The sequence below is a fragment of the Gracilibacillus suaedae genome (assembly GCF_017599345.1).
In the GTDB taxonomy this organism is placed as follows: domain Bacteria; phylum Bacillota; class Bacilli; order Bacillales; family Amphibacillaceae; genus Gracilibacillus; species Gracilibacillus suaedae.
This window is the reverse complement of the sequence record NZ_JAGFVL010000012.1, coordinates 1-21,319: the sequence shown is the minus strand read 5'-3', so window position 1 is coordinate 21,319 and position 21,319 is coordinate 1. Positions and strand designations below refer to the sequence as shown.

Annotated in this window: 23 protein-coding genes, 1 rRNA gene and 1 pseudogene; 4 read left to right on the top strand and 21 right to left on the bottom strand. The window is 35.4% G+C overall.

The genetic code is table 11. From position 1 onward, the window contains the following. Positions 1-38 precede the first annotated feature (38 nt). The 10 genes from J5J03_RS01960 to J5J03_RS01915 form a co-directional block, all read right to left on the bottom strand. Complete coding sequence (locus tag J5J03_RS01960; protein WP_208585842.1) at positions 39-476, bottom strand: YtxH domain-containing protein; 438 nt, start codon at positions 474-476, stop codon at positions 39-41. A 22-nt stretch (positions 477-498) separates the two neighbouring features. Further along, positions 499-906, bottom strand: coding sequence for a DUF948 domain-containing protein (locus J5J03_RS01955; RefSeq protein WP_208585841.1), 408 nt, complete (start codon positions 904-906; stop codon positions 499-501). A 533-nt stretch (positions 907-1,439) separates the two neighbouring features. After that, positions 1,440-2,735, bottom strand: coding sequence for a UDP-N-acetylmuramate--L-alanine ligase (murC, locus tag J5J03_RS01950; protein WP_208585840.1), 1,296 nt, complete (start codon positions 2,733-2,735; stop codon positions 1,440-1,442). A 431-nt stretch (positions 2,736-3,166) separates the two neighbouring features. Further along, positions 3,167-5,233 carry a DNA translocase FtsK gene (locus J5J03_RS01945; protein WP_208585886.1) on the bottom strand — a complete coding sequence of 689 codons (2,067 nt, stop codon included), beginning with the start codon at positions 5,231-5,233 and terminating at the stop codon, positions 3,167-3,169. A 152-nt stretch (positions 5,234-5,385) separates the two neighbouring features. Continuing rightward, positions 5,386-5,985 (bottom strand): YtpR family tRNA-binding protein, encoded by a 600-nt coding sequence (gene ytpR / locus J5J03_RS01940; protein ID WP_208585839.1) that lies wholly within the window; start codon positions 5,983-5,985, stop codon positions 5,386-5,388. A 17-nt stretch (positions 5,986-6,002) separates the two neighbouring features. Beyond that, a complete protein-coding gene (locus J5J03_RS01935) occupies positions 6,003-6,806 on the bottom strand; it encodes a DUF1444 domain-containing protein (RefSeq protein WP_208585838.1) in 804 nt (267 codons plus the stop codon). A 297-nt stretch (positions 6,807-7,103) separates the two neighbouring features. Beyond that, positions 7,104-7,418: a thioredoxin family protein gene (locus J5J03_RS01930; RefSeq protein WP_208585837.1), complete on the bottom strand. Its 315-nt coding sequence runs from the start codon at positions 7,416-7,418 to the stop codon at positions 7,104-7,106. Position 7,419: 1 nt separating this feature from the next. Then, positions 7,420-7,950, bottom strand: a complete 531-nt coding sequence (locus J5J03_RS01925; RefSeq protein ID WP_208585836.1) for a hypothetical protein — start codon at positions 7,948-7,950, stop codon at positions 7,420-7,422. 88 nt (positions 7,951-8,038) lie between these two features. Continuing rightward, positions 8,039-8,548, bottom strand: coding sequence for a DUF84 family protein (locus J5J03_RS01920; RefSeq protein ID WP_208585835.1), 510 nt, complete (start codon positions 8,546-8,548; stop codon positions 8,039-8,041). 16 nt (positions 8,549-8,564) lie between these two features. Then, positions 8,565-9,626 (bottom strand): M42 family metallopeptidase, encoded by a 1,062-nt coding sequence (locus J5J03_RS01915; RefSeq protein ID WP_208585834.1) that lies wholly within the window; start codon positions 9,624-9,626, stop codon positions 8,565-8,567. 178 nt (positions 9,627-9,804) lie between these two features. On the opposite strand from J5J03_RS01915, the gene J5J03_RS01910 reads away from it, so the two are divergent. Next, entirely contained in the window at positions 9,805-10,146 is a 342-nt protein-coding gene (locus J5J03_RS01910; RefSeq protein ID WP_208585833.1) for a PepSY domain-containing protein, read from the top strand. A 337-nt stretch (positions 10,147-10,483) separates the two neighbouring features. On the opposite strand, the gene trmB is transcribed toward J5J03_RS01910, so the two are convergent. Continuing rightward, positions 10,484-11,125, bottom strand: coding sequence for a tRNA (guanosine(46)-N7)-methyltransferase TrmB (trmB, locus tag J5J03_RS01905; protein WP_208585832.1), 642 nt, complete (start codon positions 11,123-11,125; stop codon positions 10,484-10,486). A 278-nt stretch (positions 11,126-11,403) separates the two neighbouring features. Between trmB and J5J03_RS01900 the strand changes: the two genes are divergently transcribed. Next, positions 11,404-11,688: a YtzH-like family protein gene (locus tag J5J03_RS01900; RefSeq protein ID WP_208585831.1), complete on the top strand. Its 285-nt coding sequence runs from the start codon at positions 11,404-11,406 to the stop codon at positions 11,686-11,688. Here J5J03_RS01900 and J5J03_RS01895 read toward each other — a convergent pair. From J5J03_RS01895 to J5J03_RS01880, 4 genes are all read right to left on the bottom strand, one after another. Then, positions 11,669-12,472, bottom strand: a complete 804-nt coding sequence (locus J5J03_RS01895; RefSeq protein WP_208585830.1) for a phosphotransferase — start codon at positions 12,470-12,472, stop codon at positions 11,669-11,671. The genes J5J03_RS01900 and J5J03_RS01895 overlap by 20 nt on opposite strands. 140 nt (positions 12,473-12,612) lie before the next feature. Continuing rightward, the gene (locus J5J03_RS01890) at positions 12,613-13,539 is read right to left on the bottom strand and encodes an NERD domain-containing protein (RefSeq protein ID WP_208585829.1); all 927 of its coding nucleotides are present in this window, start codon (positions 13,537-13,539) and stop codon (positions 12,613-12,615) included. A gap of 9 nt (positions 13,540-13,548) precedes the next feature. Next, positions 13,549-14,097, bottom strand: coding sequence for an RNA 2',3'-cyclic phosphodiesterase (gene thpR / locus J5J03_RS01885; RefSeq protein WP_208585828.1), 549 nt, complete (start codon positions 14,095-14,097; stop codon positions 13,549-13,551). A 4-nt stretch (positions 14,098-14,101) separates the two neighbouring features. Next, positions 14,102-15,115: a potassium channel family protein gene (locus J5J03_RS01880; RefSeq protein ID WP_208585827.1), complete on the bottom strand. Its 1,014-nt coding sequence runs from the start codon at positions 15,113-15,115 to the stop codon at positions 14,102-14,104. Positions 15,116-15,257: 142 nt separating this feature from the next. Here J5J03_RS01880 and J5J03_RS01875 point away from each other — a divergent pair, with 142 nt between their 5' ends. Next, the gene (locus J5J03_RS01875; protein ID WP_018933617.1) at positions 15,258-15,476 is read left to right on the top strand and encodes an HTH domain-containing protein; all 219 of its coding nucleotides are present in this window, start codon (positions 15,258-15,260) and stop codon (positions 15,474-15,476) included. Between the two features lie 51 nt (positions 15,477-15,527). Here the strand turns inward: J5J03_RS01875 and J5J03_RS01870 are convergent, their stop codons facing one another. The 3 genes and pseudogenes from J5J03_RS01870 to J5J03_RS01865 all read right to left on the bottom strand — a co-directional run bounded on the left by J5J03_RS01870 (position 15,528) and on the right by J5J03_RS01865 (position 17,868). Then, positions 15,528-16,040 (bottom strand): 16S rRNA pseudouridine(516) synthase, encoded by a 513-nt coding sequence (locus tag J5J03_RS01870; protein WP_407927789.1) that lies wholly within the window; start codon positions 16,038-16,040, stop codon positions 15,528-15,530. Between the two features lie 69 nt (positions 16,041-16,109). Beyond that, positions 16,110-16,229 (bottom strand): annotated as a pseudogene (locus tag J5J03_RS22315) (S4 domain-containing protein); the annotation flags it as partial. Positions 16,230-16,245: 16 nt separating this feature from the next. Beyond that, positions 16,246-17,868, bottom strand: a complete 1,623-nt coding sequence (locus J5J03_RS01865) for a putative polysaccharide biosynthesis protein (RefSeq protein WP_208585826.1) — start codon at positions 17,866-17,868, stop codon at positions 16,246-16,248. Positions 17,869-18,124: 256 nt separating this feature from the next. Here J5J03_RS01865 and J5J03_RS01860 point away from each other — a divergent pair, with 256 nt between their 5' ends. Then, positions 18,125-19,378 carry a BaiN/RdsA family NAD(P)/FAD-dependent oxidoreductase gene (locus tag J5J03_RS01860; protein WP_231710564.1) on the top strand — a complete coding sequence of 418 codons (1,254 nt, stop codon included), beginning with the start codon at positions 18,125-18,127 and terminating at the stop codon, positions 19,376-19,378. An 86-nt stretch (positions 19,379-19,464) separates the two neighbouring features. Here J5J03_RS01860 and yidC read toward each other — a convergent pair whose 3' ends face one another. From yidC to rrf, 3 genes are all read right to left on the bottom strand, one after another. Continuing rightward, the gene (gene yidC, locus J5J03_RS01855) at positions 19,465-20,289 is read right to left on the bottom strand and encodes a membrane protein insertase YidC (protein ID WP_208585824.1); all 825 of its coding nucleotides are present in this window, start codon (positions 20,287-20,289) and stop codon (positions 19,465-19,467) included. Further along, positions 20,232-20,612 carry a hypothetical protein gene (locus J5J03_RS01850; protein WP_208585823.1) on the bottom strand — a complete coding sequence of 127 codons (381 nt, stop codon included), beginning with the start codon at positions 20,610-20,612 and terminating at the stop codon, positions 20,232-20,234. Before J5J03_RS01850 ends, yidC begins: the two co-directional genes overlap by 58 nt. Before the next feature lie 554 nt (positions 20,613-21,166). Next, positions 21,167-21,283 (bottom strand): 5S ribosomal RNA (gene rrf, locus J5J03_RS01845). Positions 21,284-21,319 lie beyond the last annotated feature (36 nt).

Here is a 21,319-nt window from a genome sequence, read left to right as displayed (position 1 = left end):
ACGGGTTTGTACGTTATTAAGCAGCTCTTTAGGACAGTTTATGATGGATTTGTATCATTTTCTTCTTCTACAGCCTTTGCTGCTTCTTCAATGGCTTGTGCTACTTCTTCTGCAGCTTTTTCCGGATCTTCATTTTTAGATATTTTTTCTTGTATCGTATCTTTTGTTTCCTTCAACTTACTAGTTAGATCTTGTGATCTCTCCGAAACCGTCTGACTTAGTTGTTGAGACTGTTCTTTGGCATAGTCTCTCCATTCACTTCCTTTTTCATAAGCGACATCTTTCCATTCATTAGCGCGATCTTTTACATAGTGTGCTCCTTGGTTAAGATCGCTTCTTAATTCTCTACCTGACTTTGGAGCAAAAATTAATGCTAATGATGCCCCAACAATTCCACCAATTAGTGATCCTATTAAAAAGTCTTTGCTGTTAATGTTTTGGTTTTCTTCTTTCTGGTTTTGATTTTGATTCGTCATTTCTCATTCCTCCTATATGATATTATTTATTTCTATTTCTTTTAAACAATTCCATTACAACAGTGCTCCATTTAATGGCTTCTGCCGTTGTTTCCTTATTCTCATCTGCAATACGATTTACAGATTGTGATACGTTACGAATGGATTGGGTAAAGTCTTTGACACTATCCCCAATATTTTTTACACCATCTACTAATGTGTTTAGTTTTGTTGTTTTTTCATTGATATCCTCGGCTAATTTATTAGTTTTATTTAATAAAGCCGTTGTCTCTACTGTAATACCCTCCATTTGTTTTTCTAAACCTTCTAGTGTATCTGCCACATGTGACATAGTTCGTTTCGTTTCTTTTAAGACTTTTACTAAGTAGATAACTAAAATGGCAAAAGCAACTGCTGCGATAATGGCTGCAAGGTATAAGAGAATTTCCATTCGAACCTTCACTCCTTCGTTATGTATTACTAATTAACCTAATAATTATGGTATACCCTTTATTTGCTATTCTAAACAAGATAATATTAAATTGCACGTAATAAGGAAAACAATGGTTGGAAAAAGTCAAGTTTAAATAAGAAAAGCTGGGTAAACCCGCTCAGTTCTTATCACTACCTGCTAAGTAGATCTGCGATTCTTCTAGTAGCCATTATGAAATATATGACTGTTTGACCACCACTCCGGCTGCCCACTTCCCTTTGCGTAGGGTTTAACTTTCAAAATGACAATTCCATCTGAATAGCCACTTTCACCTATGCAACTAAGCCTCTCATTACCAATCGGCAAGTCTTCTTTATCGTAAGGCGATTCGTGAAGTCGCCTAGTTTCTGAGGACTTCGCGGACGAGGCTCAACACGCCCATATTGATCCACATGGTCAACTTTTATAATTTCCATGAAAAAAAGAAGGTATCCTCCCTTCTCTTTTTACACATTTTCTATCGAAATAGACAAAAGATGGTCGAATCCTTCTTATTTTATACTTTTTTCATATGCTTCCTGGTATTTCTGAATATCTCCTGCACCCATAAAGACTAACACACTATCTTGGTGGTTTTCTAAAAGGTGAATATTATCTAATTCCAATAATTCACTCTGGTCAATTAACTGTTTCAAATCATTAATAGACAAGTTTGCTTGGGATTCTCTTGCAGACCCGAAGATATCGCATAAGTATACAGCATCCGCTTGTGATAAAGCTTCACTGAATTCCTTCATAAAGGTTTTCGTTCTGGAATACGTATGAGGCTGAAATATCGCAACAATTTCCTTTTCAGAATATTTTTTGCGAGCTGCCTCAATCGTGGCCTCTACCTCTTTTGGATGATGAGCATAATCATCAATTAAAATCTGATTTCCAAATTGCTTCTCTGAAAACCGTCTTTTTACCCCTTTAAATGATACAATCTCTTTAATTTGAGACGCTGTGAAATCTTCATAATGACAAATGGTAATTACAGCTAACGCATTCAATATATTATGGTTTCCATATGCATTAATTTGGAACGTGTCATAATAGTTATTACGCACAAAAACATCAAACGTCGTACCTACTTCATCTACTTGAATATTTTTAGCACAAAAATCATTCGTGTCATTTAGACCATAATAAAGCACAGGTACTTTTGCTTGGATTGCCTGTAAATACTCATCATCCCCACAAGCAACAATACCCTTCTTTACGTTATCAGCCATTTGTTGGAAAGATTCAAACACATCATCAATATCCTTAAAATAATCCGGATGATCAAAATCAATATTTGTCATAATTGCATAATCTGGCTTATACGCTAAGAAATGACGTCGGTATTCACATGCTTCAAATACATAATACTCACTGTCTTCTGCACCTTTTCCGGTTCCGTCTCCAATGAGATAGGAAATTGGACAAGCTTTATCCAGAACATGAGCAAGTAAGCCGGTTGTAGATGTTTTTCCATGTGCACCGGTAACTGCAATACTTGTATATTGGTTAATCCATTCACCTAAGAACTCGTGATATCGATAGAATGGAAGGCCTAATTCCTTTGCTTTCTTGATTTCCTCATGATCATCTTTAAAGGCATTTCCTGCTATAATCGTTAAACCTTCTTTAATATTATTTTCTGAAAAAGGTAATATTGGTATGTTCTTATCTTCTAAAGCATCTTGTGTAAATATATATTTTTCAATATCAGAACCCTGAACTTGCTCACCAGAGTCTGCAAGGATTTGTGCCAGGGCGCTCATTCCTGTCCCTTTAATACCAATAAAATGGTAAATCTTCATAAAACAGAACCTCCAAAATCAATGATAAAATTAACCCGTCTCATCATGATTATTTTTCTAATCATCTTTTAGAATTTATATAACACAAGAAATTATCTTCTAATAAATCTCCATTTGTGTCAAGTCTTTATGCATATTTATTACTCGAAAAAGTATTTTATCACGGCGCTGATCATCAGTGATGAGTGAAAAAGCCTCACTGATGAAAGTCTCACTTTCTGCCATTATATACCGAATTGATGTTGAATGTTCATTAATCATTTTGAACTATTCGATAAAGTGAACTATGACCTCTGTGTGTACTAATCATTAGCGAAACTTATCAGAGTACTTGGGCTGTTATCCCCCACACTTGCTTCCTTGTGTTAATTGAAGCATGAATTGGGAGCTATACATACGTTTAGCACCATGATAAACATTTTTAATACAAATTAATTATTGTTTATGACATCGTGACGAGATACTAAAATTTCTCGTTGTTTACTTCCATTCTGTCCAGAAATAATACCATTATCCTCCATCATATCAATTAGTCTTGCGGCACGGTTATAGCCAATCTTAAATCGACGTTGTAATAAAGAAGCACTAGCTCCATTATAATCGAGGACAAAATCAACCGCTTCATGATAGAGTTCATCTGTATCTTCACTAGAGGAAACTTGCTGGATTAGTTGCTCTTGCTCAAATAAATAGTTTGGGCTTGCTATTTGCTTGACATAGTTAGTAATTCGTTCTATTTCATCATCAGACACAAATGCTCCTTGTATCCTCTTTGTTTCCCCGGATCCGTTCTCGACAAATAACATATCGCCCTTACCTAATAATTTCTCCGCACCATTTGTATCTAAAATCGTCCTGGAATCCACTTGTGAAGATACACTAAATGCTATTCTACTAGGAATGTTAGCTTTTATTAATCCTGTAATGACATCTACAGATGGTCTTTGTGTAGCTATAAGTAGATGAATACCACATGCTCTTGCCTTTTGAGCAATCCGACAAATCGCATCTTCCACATCTTGTGGTGAGGTCATCATTAAGTCTGCCAACTCATCAATCACGATCACTATATAGGGCATGTGATCTTCTGGACGATTTTGTTGTTTCATCTTCTCATTATAGCGATTGATATCCCGCGCACCTTCCTCAACAAACTTGGCATATCTGTCCTCCATTTCTTGAACAGCCCATTTTAATGAAGAGGTTGCGGCCTTTACATCCGTTATCACAGGCGCTACCAAGTGTGGGATATCATTATAAGGTGTTAACTCAACCATTTTCGGATCAATTAACAAAAATTTCACTTCTTCGTGATTTGCTTTATATAACAAGCTAATTAAGATGGTATTAATACATACACTTTTACCTGAGCCAGTTGCACCAGCAATAAGTCCGTGCGGCATTTTTTTCAAATCTGTGACAACAGATTGTCCTTCAATATCAGAGCCAAGTCCAACAGTTAACGGTGATGTACTTTCTTGAAATGTGTTACTCTCTAACATTTTTTGCAAAAAGACCGGCTCAGGATTCAAGTTAGGCACTTCAATTCCAATGGTGTTTTTCCCTGGAATAGGTGCTTCAATCCGAATATCTTTTGCCGCTAAATTCAATTTGATATCATCACTTAAATTCTTAATCTTACTTACTTTCACACCCGGTTCTGGTTGAATTTCAAAACGGGTCACAGACGGTCCCTGTGTTTTATCAACGACTTTAGCTTTTATATTAAAGTATCGTAACGTTGTTTGTAATTTTTCTGCTTGTTCATTAACCCAATCATCATGTTGTAGCTCGGTTTGCTCCACATCATTGAGCAAGTGAATAGGCACCGATTTTTGTATTTGAACATGTCCTGAAGTGGAGTGATGATTAGCCGTTTTTGGTTGTGCTGGATTTTTCCGTTGATTTTGATGTTTCCATTTATCCCGAGGTGTCATCATCACATTTATCGGCTTAACATTAGCTTTACGTTCATTATTATCTTTCTTCCTGGTTTCCATTACTTTCGATATCTCAACTGTTTTACTAGGTTTTATTTTATTTTCGTGCTGCTTTTTCTCTTCGATAACAGATGAAGTTGACGGTGATCGGGATTCACTTTCTACAATCGGTTCATCCTCGATCATTTCACTTTTTGAATCGACAGTTTGATTTTCCACTGCCGGTTCGTCGTAACTATCCAACAACGATTTATCGGCTTCTACAACTATTTTAGAACGGTTTCGAAAACCATGTACAGGTGATGGTACATCCTGTGCTCTAAAAGGCTGTTGCTTCTCTTGGCGCTCTGCATATTCTTCCTGTTGTTGATCTAACGAATGATGTTCTTTATGTACAGTTTTTCTTTTTAAAATGGTGTCAGCTGTATGACTTTTTGGATATCTATATGCCATTTTCGTTTCTATCGTTTTATATTGTAACGGTTTTTTTTCACTCGTTAATTCTGGCTCGTTCTCTTCAAATAAGTGTTCCCATCTTTTTTTAATATTTTTCCACATCGTACGATTCACGCTCTCTTCCTAATTTATGTACGATTTTACAATCGAGAACTCTTTCCCTATTTTATCATGAAAAGGCTCCTTGTAATAGTTCTATTTTTTGAAAAATTACGGTAAAACATGTAAAGAACCCTTGTCCGGAGACAAAGGTTCTAAAATTGAAACTCATTACCTACTTCTTTATCAGCTGACAATACATAAATGCCTTTTTCTTGTGGTGCATTTGGCAAACCTAATTCTTTCTGTGAACATATCATACCATGAGAGTCTACACCTCTTAGTTTAGTCGGCTTAATTTCCATTCCGCTTGGCATAATAGCCCCTACTTTTGCTACAACTACTTTTTGCCCCTGGTCTACATTCGGTGCTCCACAGACAATTTGTAATTGATCATTGCCAACATCAACTTGACAGACACGTAATTTGTCCGCATTTTCATGAGGTTTGATCTCACTTACATAACCGACAACAAATTTAGGCGACAAATCTAACTCTAATGGATCTGTCAGATTATTTTGTTCGAATGCTTTTTTCATTTCTGCAAGAAGTTCTTCCGTTAATTTCATTTTGCCATCTGCTAAATCAGTGAAATAGTTCGAAGCACGGAAAATATTATATCCTACAACTTCATTTGTTTTTTCATCGATAATCTTGACAACATCTCCAAATGATTCAAATGTTACTTTCTCACTATTTTTGACGGGAAAAAGTAGTACATCTCCAATACCTTTTTGATTATAGTAAACAAACATCGCTTCTTATTCCTCTCTCATTCTTTTGGTTTATTTTTTGCTAAGATGAATACTGGTTCCAAATGCTTATCTTCATAGATAAATGGTAATGAAGTAATCGGCACTCGTCCTTCAGCAAAAAATTTCATCGTCATCTGTGCAACAATATCATATCCTGTTTCATTTTTAATATCTGCTACAATCAATACGTCTTGATGAGGAACAGCCACAACTACCTCTCCAAGCGCGTTAGCTTTCATTTCTTCTAAGAAAGCCTCGTTTAATATGCGACTGGCATCATATCCGTCCTGTGTCGCGATAAAATAAAAGTCATTGTCTGCCACCGTATCTTTTTTCGGTGAAACAGATAAAGAACGAATATTAAACATGGAAATTTCTTTTAACCTTTCATATGACCAGCCTTGTTCTGTTAACATCTTTTCATCAATTAACTGATAAGTCGTTCCTAAATCTAACGCATAATAGATATTCGTCTCTGCTGTATGTTCGGAATATACTAAAGGTGTTCCAGCCTTCGTTTTCTTTGGGAATGATGTTGCACGAATAACAGGGTAAATTTGCTTTTCCTGTCCTTCAAGCTGGTGTTCTTCATGCATCATTTTTAGCGACTCGCTCACATGGAATTGTAATTCCTCCAGTGCTACGTCGCCTCTTCGTTCATATTTTGCAATCACATTAGGAATATTTATCGAAACACCTTGTTTGGTGTCCTTCCACTCAACACGATAAACGTCTTTATCACGATTAAAAGAGACTCGCCATTCATCACGCTGGAATAATTCATCTAGTTTTCTTTTCATTTTTATTGAAGTTATTTTCATTATCTTCATCCTCCTTTTGCGGAAGAAAACACTAAGTGGTATTGTAACACTTTTTTATGGAAATGGAAAATACCCCGTCTGCTCAGTACGTTATTTGGTGTTGGGTAAGCTGTTATTCGATTCATTTTGGCTTAATTGATCACTATTTTGATAAATAGCAGAATAGATGTACGCGTGCGCCTTAAAAACGCACAAATAACAGATTCAATGTTCGACCTAGGTCTAACCTAAGCAGTCATGTTAATTCAACTATAGCAAAAAGAACCTACCTGAATAGATAGATTCTTTACAAATGATTTAAGCTAATTTATCAATAAAATTTTCGATTTCTTCTTTCGTTTTTCTATCTTTACTCACGAAACGGTCTAGTTCTTTTCCATGATCATAAGCTAAAAAGCTTGGAATTCCGAAAATATCATTGTTTGCACATATATCAATAAATTGATCTCTGTCAACATATACAAATAAATAGTCTTGATATTTCTCTTCTATTTCAGGCAAAATAGGCTCAATAACTCGACAGTCCGGACACCAATCGGCTGAAAATAAAAAGATTACTTTTTCTTCGTTCTGCAATTGCTCAAATTCTTGTTCTGATTGTAAAGTTCTCATATTACGATGCTCCTGTCTCTTCATATGCTATAGAGTTGGCGATATCCATCATATCCTTAACATCTTGCTCTAGTTCACTTTTCTCACTGATAGTCGTAACCTTCACACCACCAACCCCTAATTGTACTTCAAATTGCTCTTCATGCTCCACTATATTAATATAACCAAAACGATCCTGATCTTCAAAGGAAACTAACCACTCATGGTCCTGTTCTTCCTTTGCTGCTTCATAATTTAACCTACTCGTTTGCGACTCTAAGGCATTATAAAATAAAATAAATGTTTGTTCTTCTTTGGTCAGTAACAAATTATTAACTGTTTGTTCTTCTACCTCAAATTCTTCTGGTACATATAATGAAAAGTGATCTACTTGTTGATTTTGGTCTTTTGCACTTTGTTGGAATTGTTGCTCTGCTACTTCAACAGCTTCTGATAAGACTTCCTCAGTTGGTTTGATCATCCAAAAACTCATTCCTATTAAAAAAAAGATTAAAAAGGAAACAACTACCAAACCAGTTTTCTCCATTTTCATATAAATCCTCCTGATATTTTAGTCCTATTTTCCCCCTTTTACTATCATACTATTTTTTAATTATTTCACAAGAGAAAATTCATGCCATTTATTTACTGTTGCGATGGTATTGCGCTTGTCCTGCCAGAAGCTTTACAACATGTGTAAACATATCCTCACGTGATACATGTGAATCTGTAAAAATGCCAATAGCACCTTGATGATGGCGAATATCAGGTATATTGGTCCATCCTTTCATAATATCGCCTAATTCTCGTCCATTAAATAAAGGTTGAGCAATTTCATCTGGTAAGGGAATTCTAGCACCACTTGCAATATACAAATGGTCAGATGGTGTAACTAGAGCTCCCCAATTACACAAAAACCATTGATTATCGATTTGCATAATTCCGCCTTCAAGACCGATACCATAGCAATCTTCTTCTATTTGTTTACTTGCTTTTGCTCTATTGATTGCTCCTTGCATTGTCTCCTTATCCGATTTCGGTTGCGCATTTACTTCCGAGGCAACATCAGCCCTTCTAATAGTTGCTGTAGTGAATATACGCTGTACTGCAGCAACTTTTGCTTTATTATGTGATCCTACTACAATGTTCATGATGAATAGTCACCCATTATCCTATAATTGTATCTACTGTATTTTGATCAGTTTGTTTTACCAGTTTAATTAACAATTCTTTGGCTGCTTGATAATCGTCAACGTGAATAATGGATGCATGTGTATGAATATAGCGAGAGCAAATACCAATAACAGCTGAAGGAACCCCCTGGTTCGATAAATGAACACTGCCAGCGTCGGTTCCACCTTGAGAAATAAAATATTGATACGGTATATTGTTACTTTCTGCTGTATCTAAGACAAAGTCTCTCACTCCATGGTGTGTAATCATCGATCGGTCAAAAATGCGCAAGAGTGCCCCTTGACCTAGCTGACCAAATTCTTTATCATCTCCTGACATATCATTAGCAGGTGAAGCATCTAATGCATAGAAAATATCCGGCTTAATCATATTGGCTGCTACTTTCGCGCCACGAAGACCTACTTCTTCTTGAACAGTAGCACCAGAATAAAGTTGGTTAGGTACGGTTTCACCCTGCAATTCCTTTAACAATTCTATCGCTAAACCACACCCATAACGATTATCCCAAGCTTTCGCTAGAATTTTCTTCTCATTAGCCATTGGCGTAAACTCGGAAACAGGGATAATAGATTGACCAGGTTTTATCCCGATTTTCTCTGCGTCTTCTTTATTATCTGCCCCAATATCAATCAGCATATTCTTCTGTTGCATTGGCTTGGAGCGCTCAGCTTGTGTAAGGTTATGCGGTGGAATGGAGCCAACAACTCCAATGACCTTTTTATCTTCTGTATGTATTTCCACTCGTTGGGATAGTAGCACTTGTGACCACCATCCACCTAATGGCTGAAAACGAATCATACCATTATCTGTTATCTGTGTCACCATAAATGCTACTTCATCCATATGACCTGCTACAAGAACTTTTGGACCTTGTCCTTTTTTTACACCAAAAACTCCACCTAGCCTGTCTTGAATGATGTCATCAGCATATTTCGTTAATTCCTGTTTCATAAACTTTCTAACTGCATGCTCATTACCTGGAGCACCCGGAAGTTCTGTTAACGTTCGAAAAAGCTCTAATGTTTCGTTATTCATTTATCGTCATCCTTTCTTTCATACACTATATCATTATTAATTATTATACGAAAAGCATTATACATTTAAAAGAAAATAAGGCTTAGATAGCTTTTTACTTGCTTTTTTTCTATTATTATCCTTAAGATGAAGATGTATGTTTCGTCATTTAACTTAATTAAATGGATGGGGTGAAACGATGAATAAGAAGAATACGATTATTATTGCAGGCTTTGCTTTTATGTTGGGATATTTTCTGAGACAACAACAGAGTGAGAAACAACGGATAAAACCAGAAAAAGCATTGAAAGCCGTAAAAGATTATTTTCAAAAGAAATACGAAGTTAGTGGTTCGTGGATCTATATGAAGTCGGAGCCATTACAAAAAAATGGTCTTGAGTACGAAGTGTATCACGGTGGCATTACTAAGCATATCGATAGTGAATATGTACCATATGAATTTTATGTAGATGCATACACTGGAACTGTAATTGATATCTTTCCACAACATCCAGAGCAAGTCCATACTGCTACTAAATAATGTCTATCAAAAACCGAGCAAAAGAGCTCGGTTTTTTAGGTGAGAAAAGGATAAAATGATGAACAATAAACACAAATTGAGCAGTAACGTGGATTTCCAGGTAAATCTGGGCTGAGCGCGGACATTTGTTCCGCTATTTGTAACAAAAGTGCCGTTTTTAGTGTGGTCGCGGACATCTATTCCGCTATTCATCGAAAATAGTGCTAATTGAAGTCAAAATGAACCAATTAAGGGATTCAATGTCCGCCAAACCCGAAAAACGGGTGTTATTCCGTCAAATAACGTACTCAATGTCCGCTCAACTAGTTCGCAGTTTGGCGGGGTGGTCTGCCTATTTTTATTTAGGGAATTGCACTCGACTGCGATAAATAGGTTGTCCTTTCGCTGAGAATTTTTCTTCATATTCAGTCATCACATTTGTTGAGTCTTCTAATCGATGTAAATCTAATGTGACTTCTTCCAATGAACAGCCAAATTGTGAAAAGCTAACTAAGGAATATTCAAACAATCCTCTATTATCCGTCTTTAATACTAATTCTCCATTCGGTTTCAAAATTCTTTGATATTGTTCTAAAAAGGTGTGATAAGTTAGTCTTCTTTTTTCGTGTCTGTTTTTTGGCCATGGATCCGAAAAGTTAAGGTAAATTTGATCTATTTCATTATCTTCAAATAAATCCGATAAGTCCTGGGCATTTTCATTTATTAATGTGACATTTGCGCGATCGGCATCTTTCACTTTTTCCACTGCAGACACAATAATGCTTTTGACAACTTCGATTCCAATAAAATGAATTTCCGGATATTGTGCCGCCATCCCTTCAATAAATTGACCTTTCCCAGTACCGATTTCAAGGTGCAATGGTTTACCTTCACTAACCTGCTGTCGCCATTTACCTTTATATTCAGAGGGGTTTAATTCTACAAGATCGTGATTTTCTTTCAAGTAATCATCTGCCCATGGTTTATGTCTTGCTCTCATGAAATTTAGCTCCTTTATACAGTAAGTCTTTATCAATGGTGATACTAATGGTTAGCGAAACGTCGTGAACCTTACATTTCTTCTTTGATTTGATCAAATTTGAGACGATTAGCACCGTGACACAAGCGTATCTTTTAAGTTTCATTTTGCCATTTTGTCACTTTAATCATACACTAAATCGGCTTTTGCCAATTATTTAGCAAAAGCCTTCTACTTTGAATTTCTGTATACTATTTTCTTTTTTAGAACATGCTACTCATAAAGGTGGGAGATAAGTTATGACATTAAATGTAAATAACCAACTAGATTTACTGCATGATCTTTTAAGTCTACATGCTGAAGAATGTTGTGGCAGCGCCTCAGAATGCGAACAAATATCAAGATTAATCAGATCTCTTCAACAACAACCATCTATTCAAAATAGCGATTTATCCCAAATTATAGATGTGATCGACCATTATGGGACTTCTGGTGCGATTTCTAACAACTTAGATGATCATATCAATCAACACCAAGCAGACATTCAGCAATGGTTACAAGTGATCAAAGACTCCAATCATTAATTTGATGAAGAAGCTGATTCAACTCATTTAAATGAGTATCGGCTTCTTTTATTCTATGTCGATTTTCTGACCATACATAACCAATAATTTCTTCAACTAGTAAATACCAGTGCATACGTTGCATTAAATACCGGCTATTTTCCATGCCATAGTGTTCTAACCACTGGTCCCATTCCTGTTTTGGTATATAGGATTGAAGAATTCTTCCTATATCCATAGCTGGATCTCCGACACGCGCATTATCCCAATCAATTAAATATAATTCTCCATTTTTAGATAACATCCAATTGTGATGATTTAAATCACAATGGCACACCACTTGCTGATCATAATAAACATCCAATAACCGCTCTTCCAAATATTTAATCGCCTTATAGATCGTAAGTGAATGACGTGCAAATTTGTTACCTTGTACAAATTGCTTCACTCTTACTAACATTTGATCTGGTATGATAGTAGTTTTTTCTATCCGTAACAACATATCTAATAATTCAGAGGAATGATGGATTTTACTTAATAATTTTGCTACTTTAGGGTGCTGCATTTCTTCAATATTTAAGGCTTTGCCATCCAGCCATTGTTGAGCTGTTACTACATCACCGTTCTCAAGGCGCTTTGTCCAAACAAGTTTTGGCACAATACCTTGTGCAGATAATACAGCCAAAAATGGAGATGAATTTCGTTTTAAAAATAGCTTTTTCTGATTCGATTGGGCATAATAAGCCGCACCGGTTGATCCACCAGCAGGGATAATCGTCCAATCTTCACCTAGAATATGTTCCACAGCTTGTCACCCTCAATTCCTCTTAATAGTCTCTTAACCTCTTTATCTTTAAAAAGGGAATAGTAATAATAGATTAACGCAAAATCAGGTATAATTTCAAGAGAAAATTTAATTTTCGACAAAAAATATATCTTTTTATGTCATTTCGAAAAAGAATCTGACGTCTCATCTTGTTCCCATTCTGGTCTTTTTACAGCAATCGACTCACAATGTTTTAATAATATATCAGCTACTTTTAGCTGTTGATGCTTTAATGGTGTAAATAATTGCTGTTTCTGTTTGAGCCATTCCTCATGGTGATCACGATCAATGAATTTGGTATGATATGGTTCTAATTGATAATCGATCACATTTGTTCGAGATAACACTACTTTTTTAATTGGAAAATCTAGTTGGTATTTTTTTAAGATACTTTGAATAATAGTTTCTGTCCGCTTCGTACTTATTAATGGACTTAGAAATTTACTTTGTATATTGTTTTCTTCTATAAACCACAACCTTGAATCATTTGGAATAATTGTCTGATTCCTTGGCTTTTCAAGTAGTGTGATAATTTCAATTTCTAAAGGGCTAATTAATACTATATCCCCTTCCATTGGTCCATTTTTCAATTGAAAAATGGGGAAATACATGAGTAAATGCGTATCAGGTATGCGTTGTAAAAAGTATCTCAATAAAAAATCCTGATAATATGAGCGATTTATAAAAGACATTTCATTAATTGTTGTCGAAGCCCATTTAAGTTGAAATGGAATTAATGTATCTAAGAAATAGTGTTTTAGCTCTTCCTTTGAGGCTGGTAAAAAATCGATGTCATCTGTATCTTCTTCCATATCGATATCCTCTGCTTCAGATCGACTCTTGAAGAAAGAACGCCATTTCGAAAAATTAGATTCTTTTAACTCTTCTTCATTTTCGACTTCTAGTGTTAGTTGCTTCTGATCTTCCCATAAATATTTTAAACGTTCCCAGTTTTCCTTTTTTAATCGCGAAAATTGACTAGGGTAATGAAAAATATCCCGTTGATAACGCGAAATGTAATTTTCCAATTTAATTAACTGAGCCACTGTGTCACCTCATTTCAGTTCAATCTGCTGCCAAATTTGATATTTTTGCTTTTTTTCTGGGTGTATTTCATATATAACTACCTTATTGATGTGTAGATGTTTTTCACCAGTCGGTTGGTTAAGAATGGCTTTATTCTGTAATTGTTGTTCACTTGCCCATTTTTTTGCAAGTGTTATATGGGGAGTAAAAGGTCGTTTATCTATCGTTACATACTTCCCGACTATTTGTTGTATATCATGATGTAATTGTACTAAGTCAGGGTGTTTTTCCACCTCTATCCATAATACACGTGGCTTATTTGCTGATCCAAAGGTAGAAAGTCCACCAATTTCCACTGTAAAAGCTTGATTGTCCAACCGTTGCAATTGATCAGCTACCCGATTTAGTTTCGTTCTGTCAATTGCACCGAAAAAATGTAAAGTAATATGAAAATCGTTCTGATCCACCCAATTTTTATAGTGAAAGTCATCCTTTAGCTTTTGTTGATTCTGAAAAAGCCATTTTTTTATCTCATGGTCGATTTCAACCGCAATAAAGTAATGTCTTGTAGTATTCATCTTATTACCCTCTTATTATTTTCTGATAGGTTGGTTTATCACATATAACAAACAATTCAGCGTTATCAGGTAACCTCTCATTCAGCATTCGATTGATATTTAAGTGGTCACGATCTGCAACAAGTGTTGCTCCTTGACTCAATAAATCATCGAAAGCATCTTTGTATGTATGCCATGACGATTTGACAGGGACATAAAATAAGTCATCACCTTGTGATCTCCGAAGCAATTGTCCAAAAATATTAGACATCCCATTTCGAAATGCTGATCGCACAAATAAAGAAGAAATGGTTTCATTTGATATAATAAATTCGTCAATTTGCATATATTTAAAATTCTTAATATGGTTTTCTTCCATAACTTCGACGATTGTATGTACTTCTGGTGCCATTGATTCAATAGTAGAAGCTATTAATAATGTTTTACCATCAGCTAATTGACCTTCCATAATCTTATCATCCGCAAAGATTAATACTGATTTTGCTTCTTTAATATTCGCCTTCTCTAATGGCTCCTTCTCAGATGGGTTTCCTTTTATGTAATAAATGTTTGTATCTAGCATTGGTGCTTTCTCTAATTGGTCGATAATAATAATTTCTATATCTTGATGGGTTGCAAGCATTTCCTTAATAGCAAACTTCGCCTTTTGAGACCACCCGATAATAATATAATGTCCTTTTCCTTTATACACAATATCACCTTCCTGTCTTTTTTTACGGTAAATCGCCAGACTATCTATTATTTTTCCTATTACTACACCAATAAGACCAATACCAAAGACATAAAGAAATAATGCTAGCCATCTGCCTCCAACCGTTTCCGGATAGAGATCACCATATCCGACTGTTGTTACGGTGGTCATCACCCACCAGAAACCATCAAAAATGGTTGGAAAGGAATCTCTCTCAATGAACACGATTAATATAGATGAAAGTAGAACTAACAGAATACTGGTTATAAACAGCATATAATTTGGAATATGGATAACTTTTTTCATTAATTGTTTAAGTATGTGCATCAGATATTCACCTCGATTTTTTTAATTATCTGTAAATTAAAAGTTATCTGTAGAAAATCCATTAAATTAAGTGTAAAATAGAAAGTACATCATGAATATACTTTAACAAGGTTTAACTTGAAAACTTTGAAGGAGTGATTTTTTGAGTCAATCAACCACCCGCATGCTAACTCGTGTGAAGGCTGTCTACCTATTTATTAGAGAGAATGGACCGGTCACCACGAGCCAAATAGCAGAAGAGTTTGGCATTACTGATCGCACCGTACAACGAGATTTACATTTGCTAGCATATAATGGGCTTGTTAATAGTCCAAATCGGGGACGTTGGAAAATCACAAATAAAAAAGTAAAAATCTCCTAATATAATTTATTTGAATATATTCTCAACCAGTATTGGTCTAATACTGGTATTTTATTTGCTGCTTAATTGATCCACCTCTTCTGTTGTTAACTCCCGGTATTCTCCAAGTTTTAATTTCTCATCTAAATATAAGCTACCCATTGACAATCGCTTCAAATACAACACACTATTATCTAATGCTTCAAACATTCGCTTGATTTGATGAAATTTCCCCTCTGTAATCGTAATTTCCACCATTTTATCTTTGATAGCTTTTAATCTCGCAGGTCTAGTGACATAACCATCCTCTAACATAACACCTTCAGCAAATTGTTTAACGTCTTGATCACTAATCGTTTTCGCTAACCTTGCTATATAGGTTTTATCTACATGTTTTTTTGGTGATAGCAGCTCATGTGCCAACTGACCATCATTTGTTAATAATAATAAGCCTTCCGTATCTTTATCCAAACGTCCAACAGGAAAAGGGGCTAACACTTTATCCTGTTTTTTTATCAAATCAAGAACCGTTTTTTGCCTTTGATCTTCTGTTGCAGACAAATATCCTGCTGGTTTATGCAGCATTAAATAGATATATTCTTGATACTGAATGACTGTTTCATCACACTTTACTTGGTCTTTGTTCGGATCGATCTGAATATCTGCTTTACGGATCAGTTGATTATTAACAGTTATTCTCTTCTTTTTTACTAACGTTTTGACATCTTTGCGACTACCATAACCCCTATTTGCTAAAAATTTATCTAAACGAATAATGGTTTCCTCCTTTCTACCTTCTGATTAATCGATCTAAAATAGCAATTCTTCTTCCTGTGATCCTTTCAAATAAAGTTGATGCATAACCTAAATATAGATAAACGGAACCTCCAGCAGTGACACCAATCAGCATCATTAGTACAGCATGGATTCGATTTTCATGAACATCTAAGAACAAGCCAAATACGTATTTCACTACTAACAAAACAATAACCATTATACTTGTAAAAATCAGCATTAATAGCGATAATTTATAAAATCTACGGTAACTAAAGTTGATGGCTTTTTTTATTTGCCACAAGTTAAGAATTACTGCAATGAAAGTTGCTACAAGAGTTGCAATAATAGCCCCTTTTGCTTCTAACATTTGAATAAGTACTGAATTTAATAATATTTTGGTCAGTATACCTGCAGATAAGCTTATTAATGTAAACTTCTGTTTTTCAATACCTTGCAAAATATATGACGTAACTGTAAAGAAAGCAAAAGTTAACGCAACTGGTGCATACCATGCAAACACTTCACCAGTTATATTTAGGTTATCTAATCCAAATAAGCCACCATAAATCGGATCGGCTAGTAATATTAAGCCAAATACTGCTGGTAAAACAAAAAACATAATAATTTGTAAAGCTTGATTAATTTGTGCATTTAATTTCTCTATCTTTTTAGCATTAAAAGCATGGGTGATTTCCGGTATTAAAGCAAGTGATAACCCTGTCGCAATGGTAACAGGTATGATTACTAATTTATGCCCCTGCACACTAAAAGCAGAAAAAGCTACTTTTGCGATATCGCCTTTACTAATTGCAGACATGGCATGATCGAACGTAAATTGATCGATAAGTTGATACAAGGGAATGGCTATTCCAACAAGTACAAATGGACCTGAATAGCGAAATAATTCTTTTAATAAATCTCTTACAGGAATAGTCACTTTTTCATTTTGATTCTCAATCGCTCTGTCCAGATACTTTTTCCGTTTTTTCCAGTAAAAAGCTAGCACAATCCAAGATGCGATCCCCCCAACAAAAGCAGAAAATGCTGCGAAACCAATTGCAGTCACTTTCGTTCCACCTACAATTTTTAAAACTACAAAAACAGAAACAAGTAAAAACATAATTCTGATAATTTGTTCGATTACTTGAGATACTGCCGTAGGCCCCATTGATTGGTTTCCTTGAAAAAATCCTCTCATAATAGCCATACTAGGAATAATAATTAAAGCAAAGCTAACCATTTGAATAACAGATTTCACTTCATGCAATGTTATATCTTCACTGTCTTTATCTAAAGTCCAATTGGCTATCAAATCAGCACCAAAATACATGATTAAAAAGGATATGAAGCCAGTTATTAGCATTAAGATGCTACCTATTTTCAACATTCTCATACTTGTATAATAATCATTTAGTGTGTTATATCTTGCAACAAATTTGGAAACTGCTAACGGTACACCTACTGTCGATATACTGAGCAATATAGTATATGGAATATATGCGAATCCATAAAGTGTCATTCCAGTTTCTCCAACCATATTAGTAAAAGGAATAACATAAATCATCCCTAAAAATTTAGATAAAAAACTTGCTCCCGTAAGCAATAGTGTACCACGTAAAAAGTTTGAACTTGACATACTTTCACCTTTATTCATTAAATTATGTAACGTTAATATTTTAACATAGCAGTCCACAGATTGTTATTGATTTCGACAGATAATTTGTGAATCTCGTCGAACTACGATAAAGTGATCCATAGCGAAACATATCAGGGTGTTAGCTTTTGACCCTACTTAGTTTCCTTGTGCTACTTGAAGTTTTTACAGACAATTAGCACCGAGATAAAAATTTTACTACAATGAGATATGAACGGAAGGAAGAAGGATTAAGATGATGGATGTAACGATTATTGGTGGTGGGCCAGCTGGACTGATGGCGGCAATTGCTGCAGCAGAGCAAGGAGCCAAAACCATGCTAATTGATAAAGGAAATAAACTTGGAAAAAAACTAGCGATATCTGGTGGAGGAAGATGTAACGTAACGAACCGATTACCAGCTGATGAAGTGATTAAACATATTCCTGGAAATGGTCGTTTTCTCTATAGTGCTTTTTCTATTTTTGATAACTATGACATTATTGATTTTTTTGAAGGGCTAGGCGTTGCGCTGAAGGAAGAAGATCACGGCAGAATGTTCCCTGTTAGTAATAAAGCAAATGATGTTGTCAATGCATTACTTCAGCGATTGGATGAATTGCATGTCACTGTAAAGAAAAATACGGTCGTAAAAGCGATTGATTACAGAGAACGTACACATCAAATCATATTAGATAATCAGGATAATATAGAATCGAAGGCAGTTGTTATTGCTGCTGGAGGAAAGGCGGTTCCCCATACAGGATCAACTGGTGACGCTTATCCATGGGCGAAAAAGGCAGGACATACAATTACAGAACTATATCCAACAGAGGTACCGATCGTTTCTAATGAAGATTTTATTCGCAGCAAGAAATTGCAAGGTACTGCTTTACGCGATATTGCATTATCGGTTTTTGATGAAAAAGGTAAGAAAGTTATCACACATCAAATGGATATGCTTTTTACGCATTTCGGTATTTCCGGTCCTGCGGTATTAAGATGCTCTCAATATATTGTTAAATTGCTCATGAAAGGTCTAAAACATGTTGAAGTACAAATTGACGCCATTCCTGACAAACCTGTACACGAGCTTTTCTCTGAGCTTTCAACCATGATAGATCAACATTCCAAAAAGACATTCAAAAATGTTGCCAAAGGATTAGTTCCTGAAAGATATTTGGATTTTTTATTAGAGCGAAACGGTATTTCAACAACTATAAAGTGTGCTAATATTTCCCGTGAAAAGCTTGAAGGATTCATTAATGACCTTAAAGGCTTCCCTTTTCAGGTCCATGAAAGTCTTCCATTAAAAAAAGCTTTCGTTACAGGTGGAGGTGTCTCCATTAAAGAAATTGTACCAAGCACCATGCAATCTAAGTTAATGCATGGCCTATACTTTTGTGGGGAAGTTTTAGATATTCATGGTTATACAGGTGGTTATAATATCACTTCAGCTATGGTTACCGGTAGAGTGGCAGGAATGCATGCCGCTTGGGAAACCCTAAGTTAATCATGTGAAAATCCAGACTATACTTTTAGTAAATAGTCTGGATTTTTCCTTTTATCATCAAAGCGCTCACCAATCGGCAAGTTTACTTAATGTTGGTTACTAGCATTTACTGTTACGTTTGCGCTTGATGTTGGCATATATAATTTCTTCGATAGTAACTGTTGTGCTACTAAGAATAATCCACCTACTGCCCAATAAAGTGGTAATGCTGCTGGCGCACTAAAAGACACTACTCCAATCATGATTGGAGAAATTAATCCCATGATAGCCATTTGTTGCTTCTGATTTGGTTCCATACCAATTTGAGTTACACGGAATTGAATGTAGTAAATCGCTGCTGCTACAAAAGGCATAATTAAATCGCTTTGTCCCAGATTAAACCAAAGAAAGCTATGTTCTGCAATTTCTTGCGTTGTCCGAATCGCATAATAAAAGCCAATTAAAATTGGGAATTGAATAATCATAGGTAGACATCCTATTGAAGCGATTGGATTAAAATTGTGCTTCTGATATAATGCCATCGTTTCCTGCTGCATTTTCTTTTGCGATTCTGCGTCTTTTTTTCCTTTATATTTTGCCTGAATGGACTGCATTTCAGGTTTTATAACGGCCATCTTGTCACGCATTTGATAACTATTCTTTGATTGCTTGAGCATAAGTGGCATCAATGCTAAACGAACGATTAATGTTACAACTATAATGGAAAATCCATAGCTACCACCTAGTACAGAAGCTACCCCTTTAATGATGTTAGAAAATGTTAAAACAAAATATTTATCAAAAAAGCCAGCAGTTTCAGGGTCGATTGGCTCACCTGATGCCGCAGCTTGACAGCCAGATAAAAGGACTACCGTTAATAGAGCCAGTCCGATAAATCGATAATTTTTAATGAATGTGAATACAGATTGCATGTTTGTCCTCCTCGTTTTAATGAAATAGTTTGAACGAACGAGAAGGAATGATTATCTTCATCATCATCTGGACTTTCTTTACGCTTTATTTTGTTGGTGAGCCAACTTAGGATATCTATCCATTGCCCGATAATCAATGCTTTTTGTTGTAGTTGTAGTTGAATGGAGTAGTAATTATTATTGATTATTTTTTCATGGCTTTTAAGCTGGTAATGGGTGATGTGAAGCAGCCCATAGGAACCAATCAGCGTAATGTAAAATGATAAGTAAATATACATTGGGTGCAAATCACTAATTAATTCACCAATTATTTCTATAGCCATCTGTATTCACCTCCTCTTGGTAGTAATGGAAGTCTGACTCTATAATGATACAATTGCGTATGAAAGTCAAAGGATGATTTATGACAGTTTTCGTTCTTTTTTTCTTGGTAAGTTGAATTATATTTAACTGCACCTTTTCATTTAAGCTAGGACAGTTTTTGCTATATAAGAAAAACCGGCAAACCCGCCGGTCCATCATTAAAACCGATATGCTTTATCTGTTATTCGTTGTAGAAAAAGATATAGTGAAGGCTGACCGTTTCGACTTCTTTTAGCGTTAGCATGATCTAAAGATCCACTTTACAGGAGTGAACTACTCCTGTAAAAGTTAGTTAAAAGAGCATGCCTCTTGGAAATTAAAACGGTCAGCCTTAGTGGTTAGACTTGCATTAGTTATCTTTCAAAATGGCAACTCCATCTGAATAGCTATTCTTGTTTTTTAATCAACCTTTTCTTACTTACTTGTTTATTAAAATTATGATACCAATGGTTATGTACTTTCTTCCTTAAAATAAAAAGCTTTTTAGTCATACGACTAAAAAGCTTTTTCAACTGCCTGGCAACGTCCTACTCTTGCAGGGGCGCGAGCCCCAACTACCATGGGCGCTGGAGAGCTTAACTACTGTGTTCGGCATGGGAACAGGTGTGACCTCTCCGCTATCGCCACCAGACTTTGTATGTTATTAAAGGGATGTACCCTAAAAACT

Coding starts and splice junctions, on each gene's coding strand:
- J5J03_RS01960 (WP_208585842.1), bottom strand. CDS start 476: ATGACGAATCAAAATCAAAACCAGAAAGAAGAAAACCAAAACATTAAC.
- J5J03_RS01955 (WP_208585841.1), bottom strand. CDS start 906: ATGGAAATTCTCTTATACCTTGCAGCCATTATCGCAGCAGTTGCTTTT.
- murC (WP_208585840.1), bottom strand. CDS start 2,735: ATGAAGATTTACCATTTTATTGGTATTAAAGGGACAGGAATGAGCGCC.
- J5J03_RS01945 (WP_208585886.1), bottom strand. CDS start 5,233: ATGTGGAAAAATATTAAAAAAAGATGGGAACACTTATTTGAAGAGAAC.
- ytpR (WP_208585839.1), bottom strand. CDS start 5,985: ATGTTTGTTTACTATAATCAAAAAGGTATTGGAGATGTACTACTTTTT.
- J5J03_RS01935 (WP_208585838.1), bottom strand. CDS start 6,806: ATGAAAATAACTTCAATAAAAATGAAAAGAAAACTAGATGAATTATTC.
- J5J03_RS01930 (WP_208585837.1), bottom strand. CDS start 7,418: ATGAGAACTTTACAATCAGAACAAGAATTTGAGCAATTGCAGAACGAA.
- J5J03_RS01925 (WP_208585836.1), bottom strand. CDS start 7,950: ATGAAAATGGAGAAAACTGGTTTGGTAGTTGTTTCCTTTTTAATCTTT.
- J5J03_RS01920 (WP_208585835.1), bottom strand. CDS start 8,548: ATGAACATTGTAGTAGGATCACATAATAAAGCAAAAGTTGCTGCAGTA.
- J5J03_RS01915 (WP_208585834.1), bottom strand. CDS start 9,626: ATGAATAACGAAACATTAGAGCTTTTTCGAACGTTAACAGAACTTCCG.
- J5J03_RS01910 (WP_208585833.1), top strand. CDS start 9,805: ATGAATAAGAAGAATACGATTATTATTGCAGGCTTTGCTTTTATGTTG.
- trmB (WP_208585832.1), bottom strand. CDS start 11,125: ATGAGAGCAAGACATAAACCATGGGCAGATGATTACTTGAAAGAAAAT.
- J5J03_RS01900 (WP_208585831.1), top strand. CDS start 11,404: ATGACATTAAATGTAAATAACCAACTAGATTTACTGCATGATCTTTTA.
- thpR (WP_208585828.1), bottom strand. CDS start 14,097: ATGAATACTACAAGACATTACTTTATTGCGGTTGAAATCGACCATGAG.
- J5J03_RS01880 (WP_208585827.1), bottom strand. CDS start 15,115: ATGCACATACTTAAACAATTAATGAAAAAAGTTATCCATATTCCAAAT.
- J5J03_RS01870 (WP_407927789.1), bottom strand. CDS start 16,040: ATGCTGCATAAACCAGCAGGATATTTGTCTGCAACAGAAGATCAAAGG.
- J5J03_RS01865 (WP_208585826.1), bottom strand. CDS start 17,868: ATGTCAAGTTCAAACTTTTTACGTGGTACACTATTGCTTACGGGAGCA.
- J5J03_RS01860 (WP_231710564.1), top strand. CDS start 18,125: ATGGATGTAACGATTATTGGTGGTGGGCCAGCTGGACTGATGGCGGCA.
- yidC (WP_208585824.1), bottom strand. CDS start 20,289: ATGCAATCTGTATTCACATTCATTAAAAATTATCGATTTATCGGACTG.
- J5J03_RS01850 (WP_208585823.1), bottom strand. CDS start 20,612: ATGGCTATAGAAATAATTGGTGAATTAATTAGTGATTTGCACCCAATG.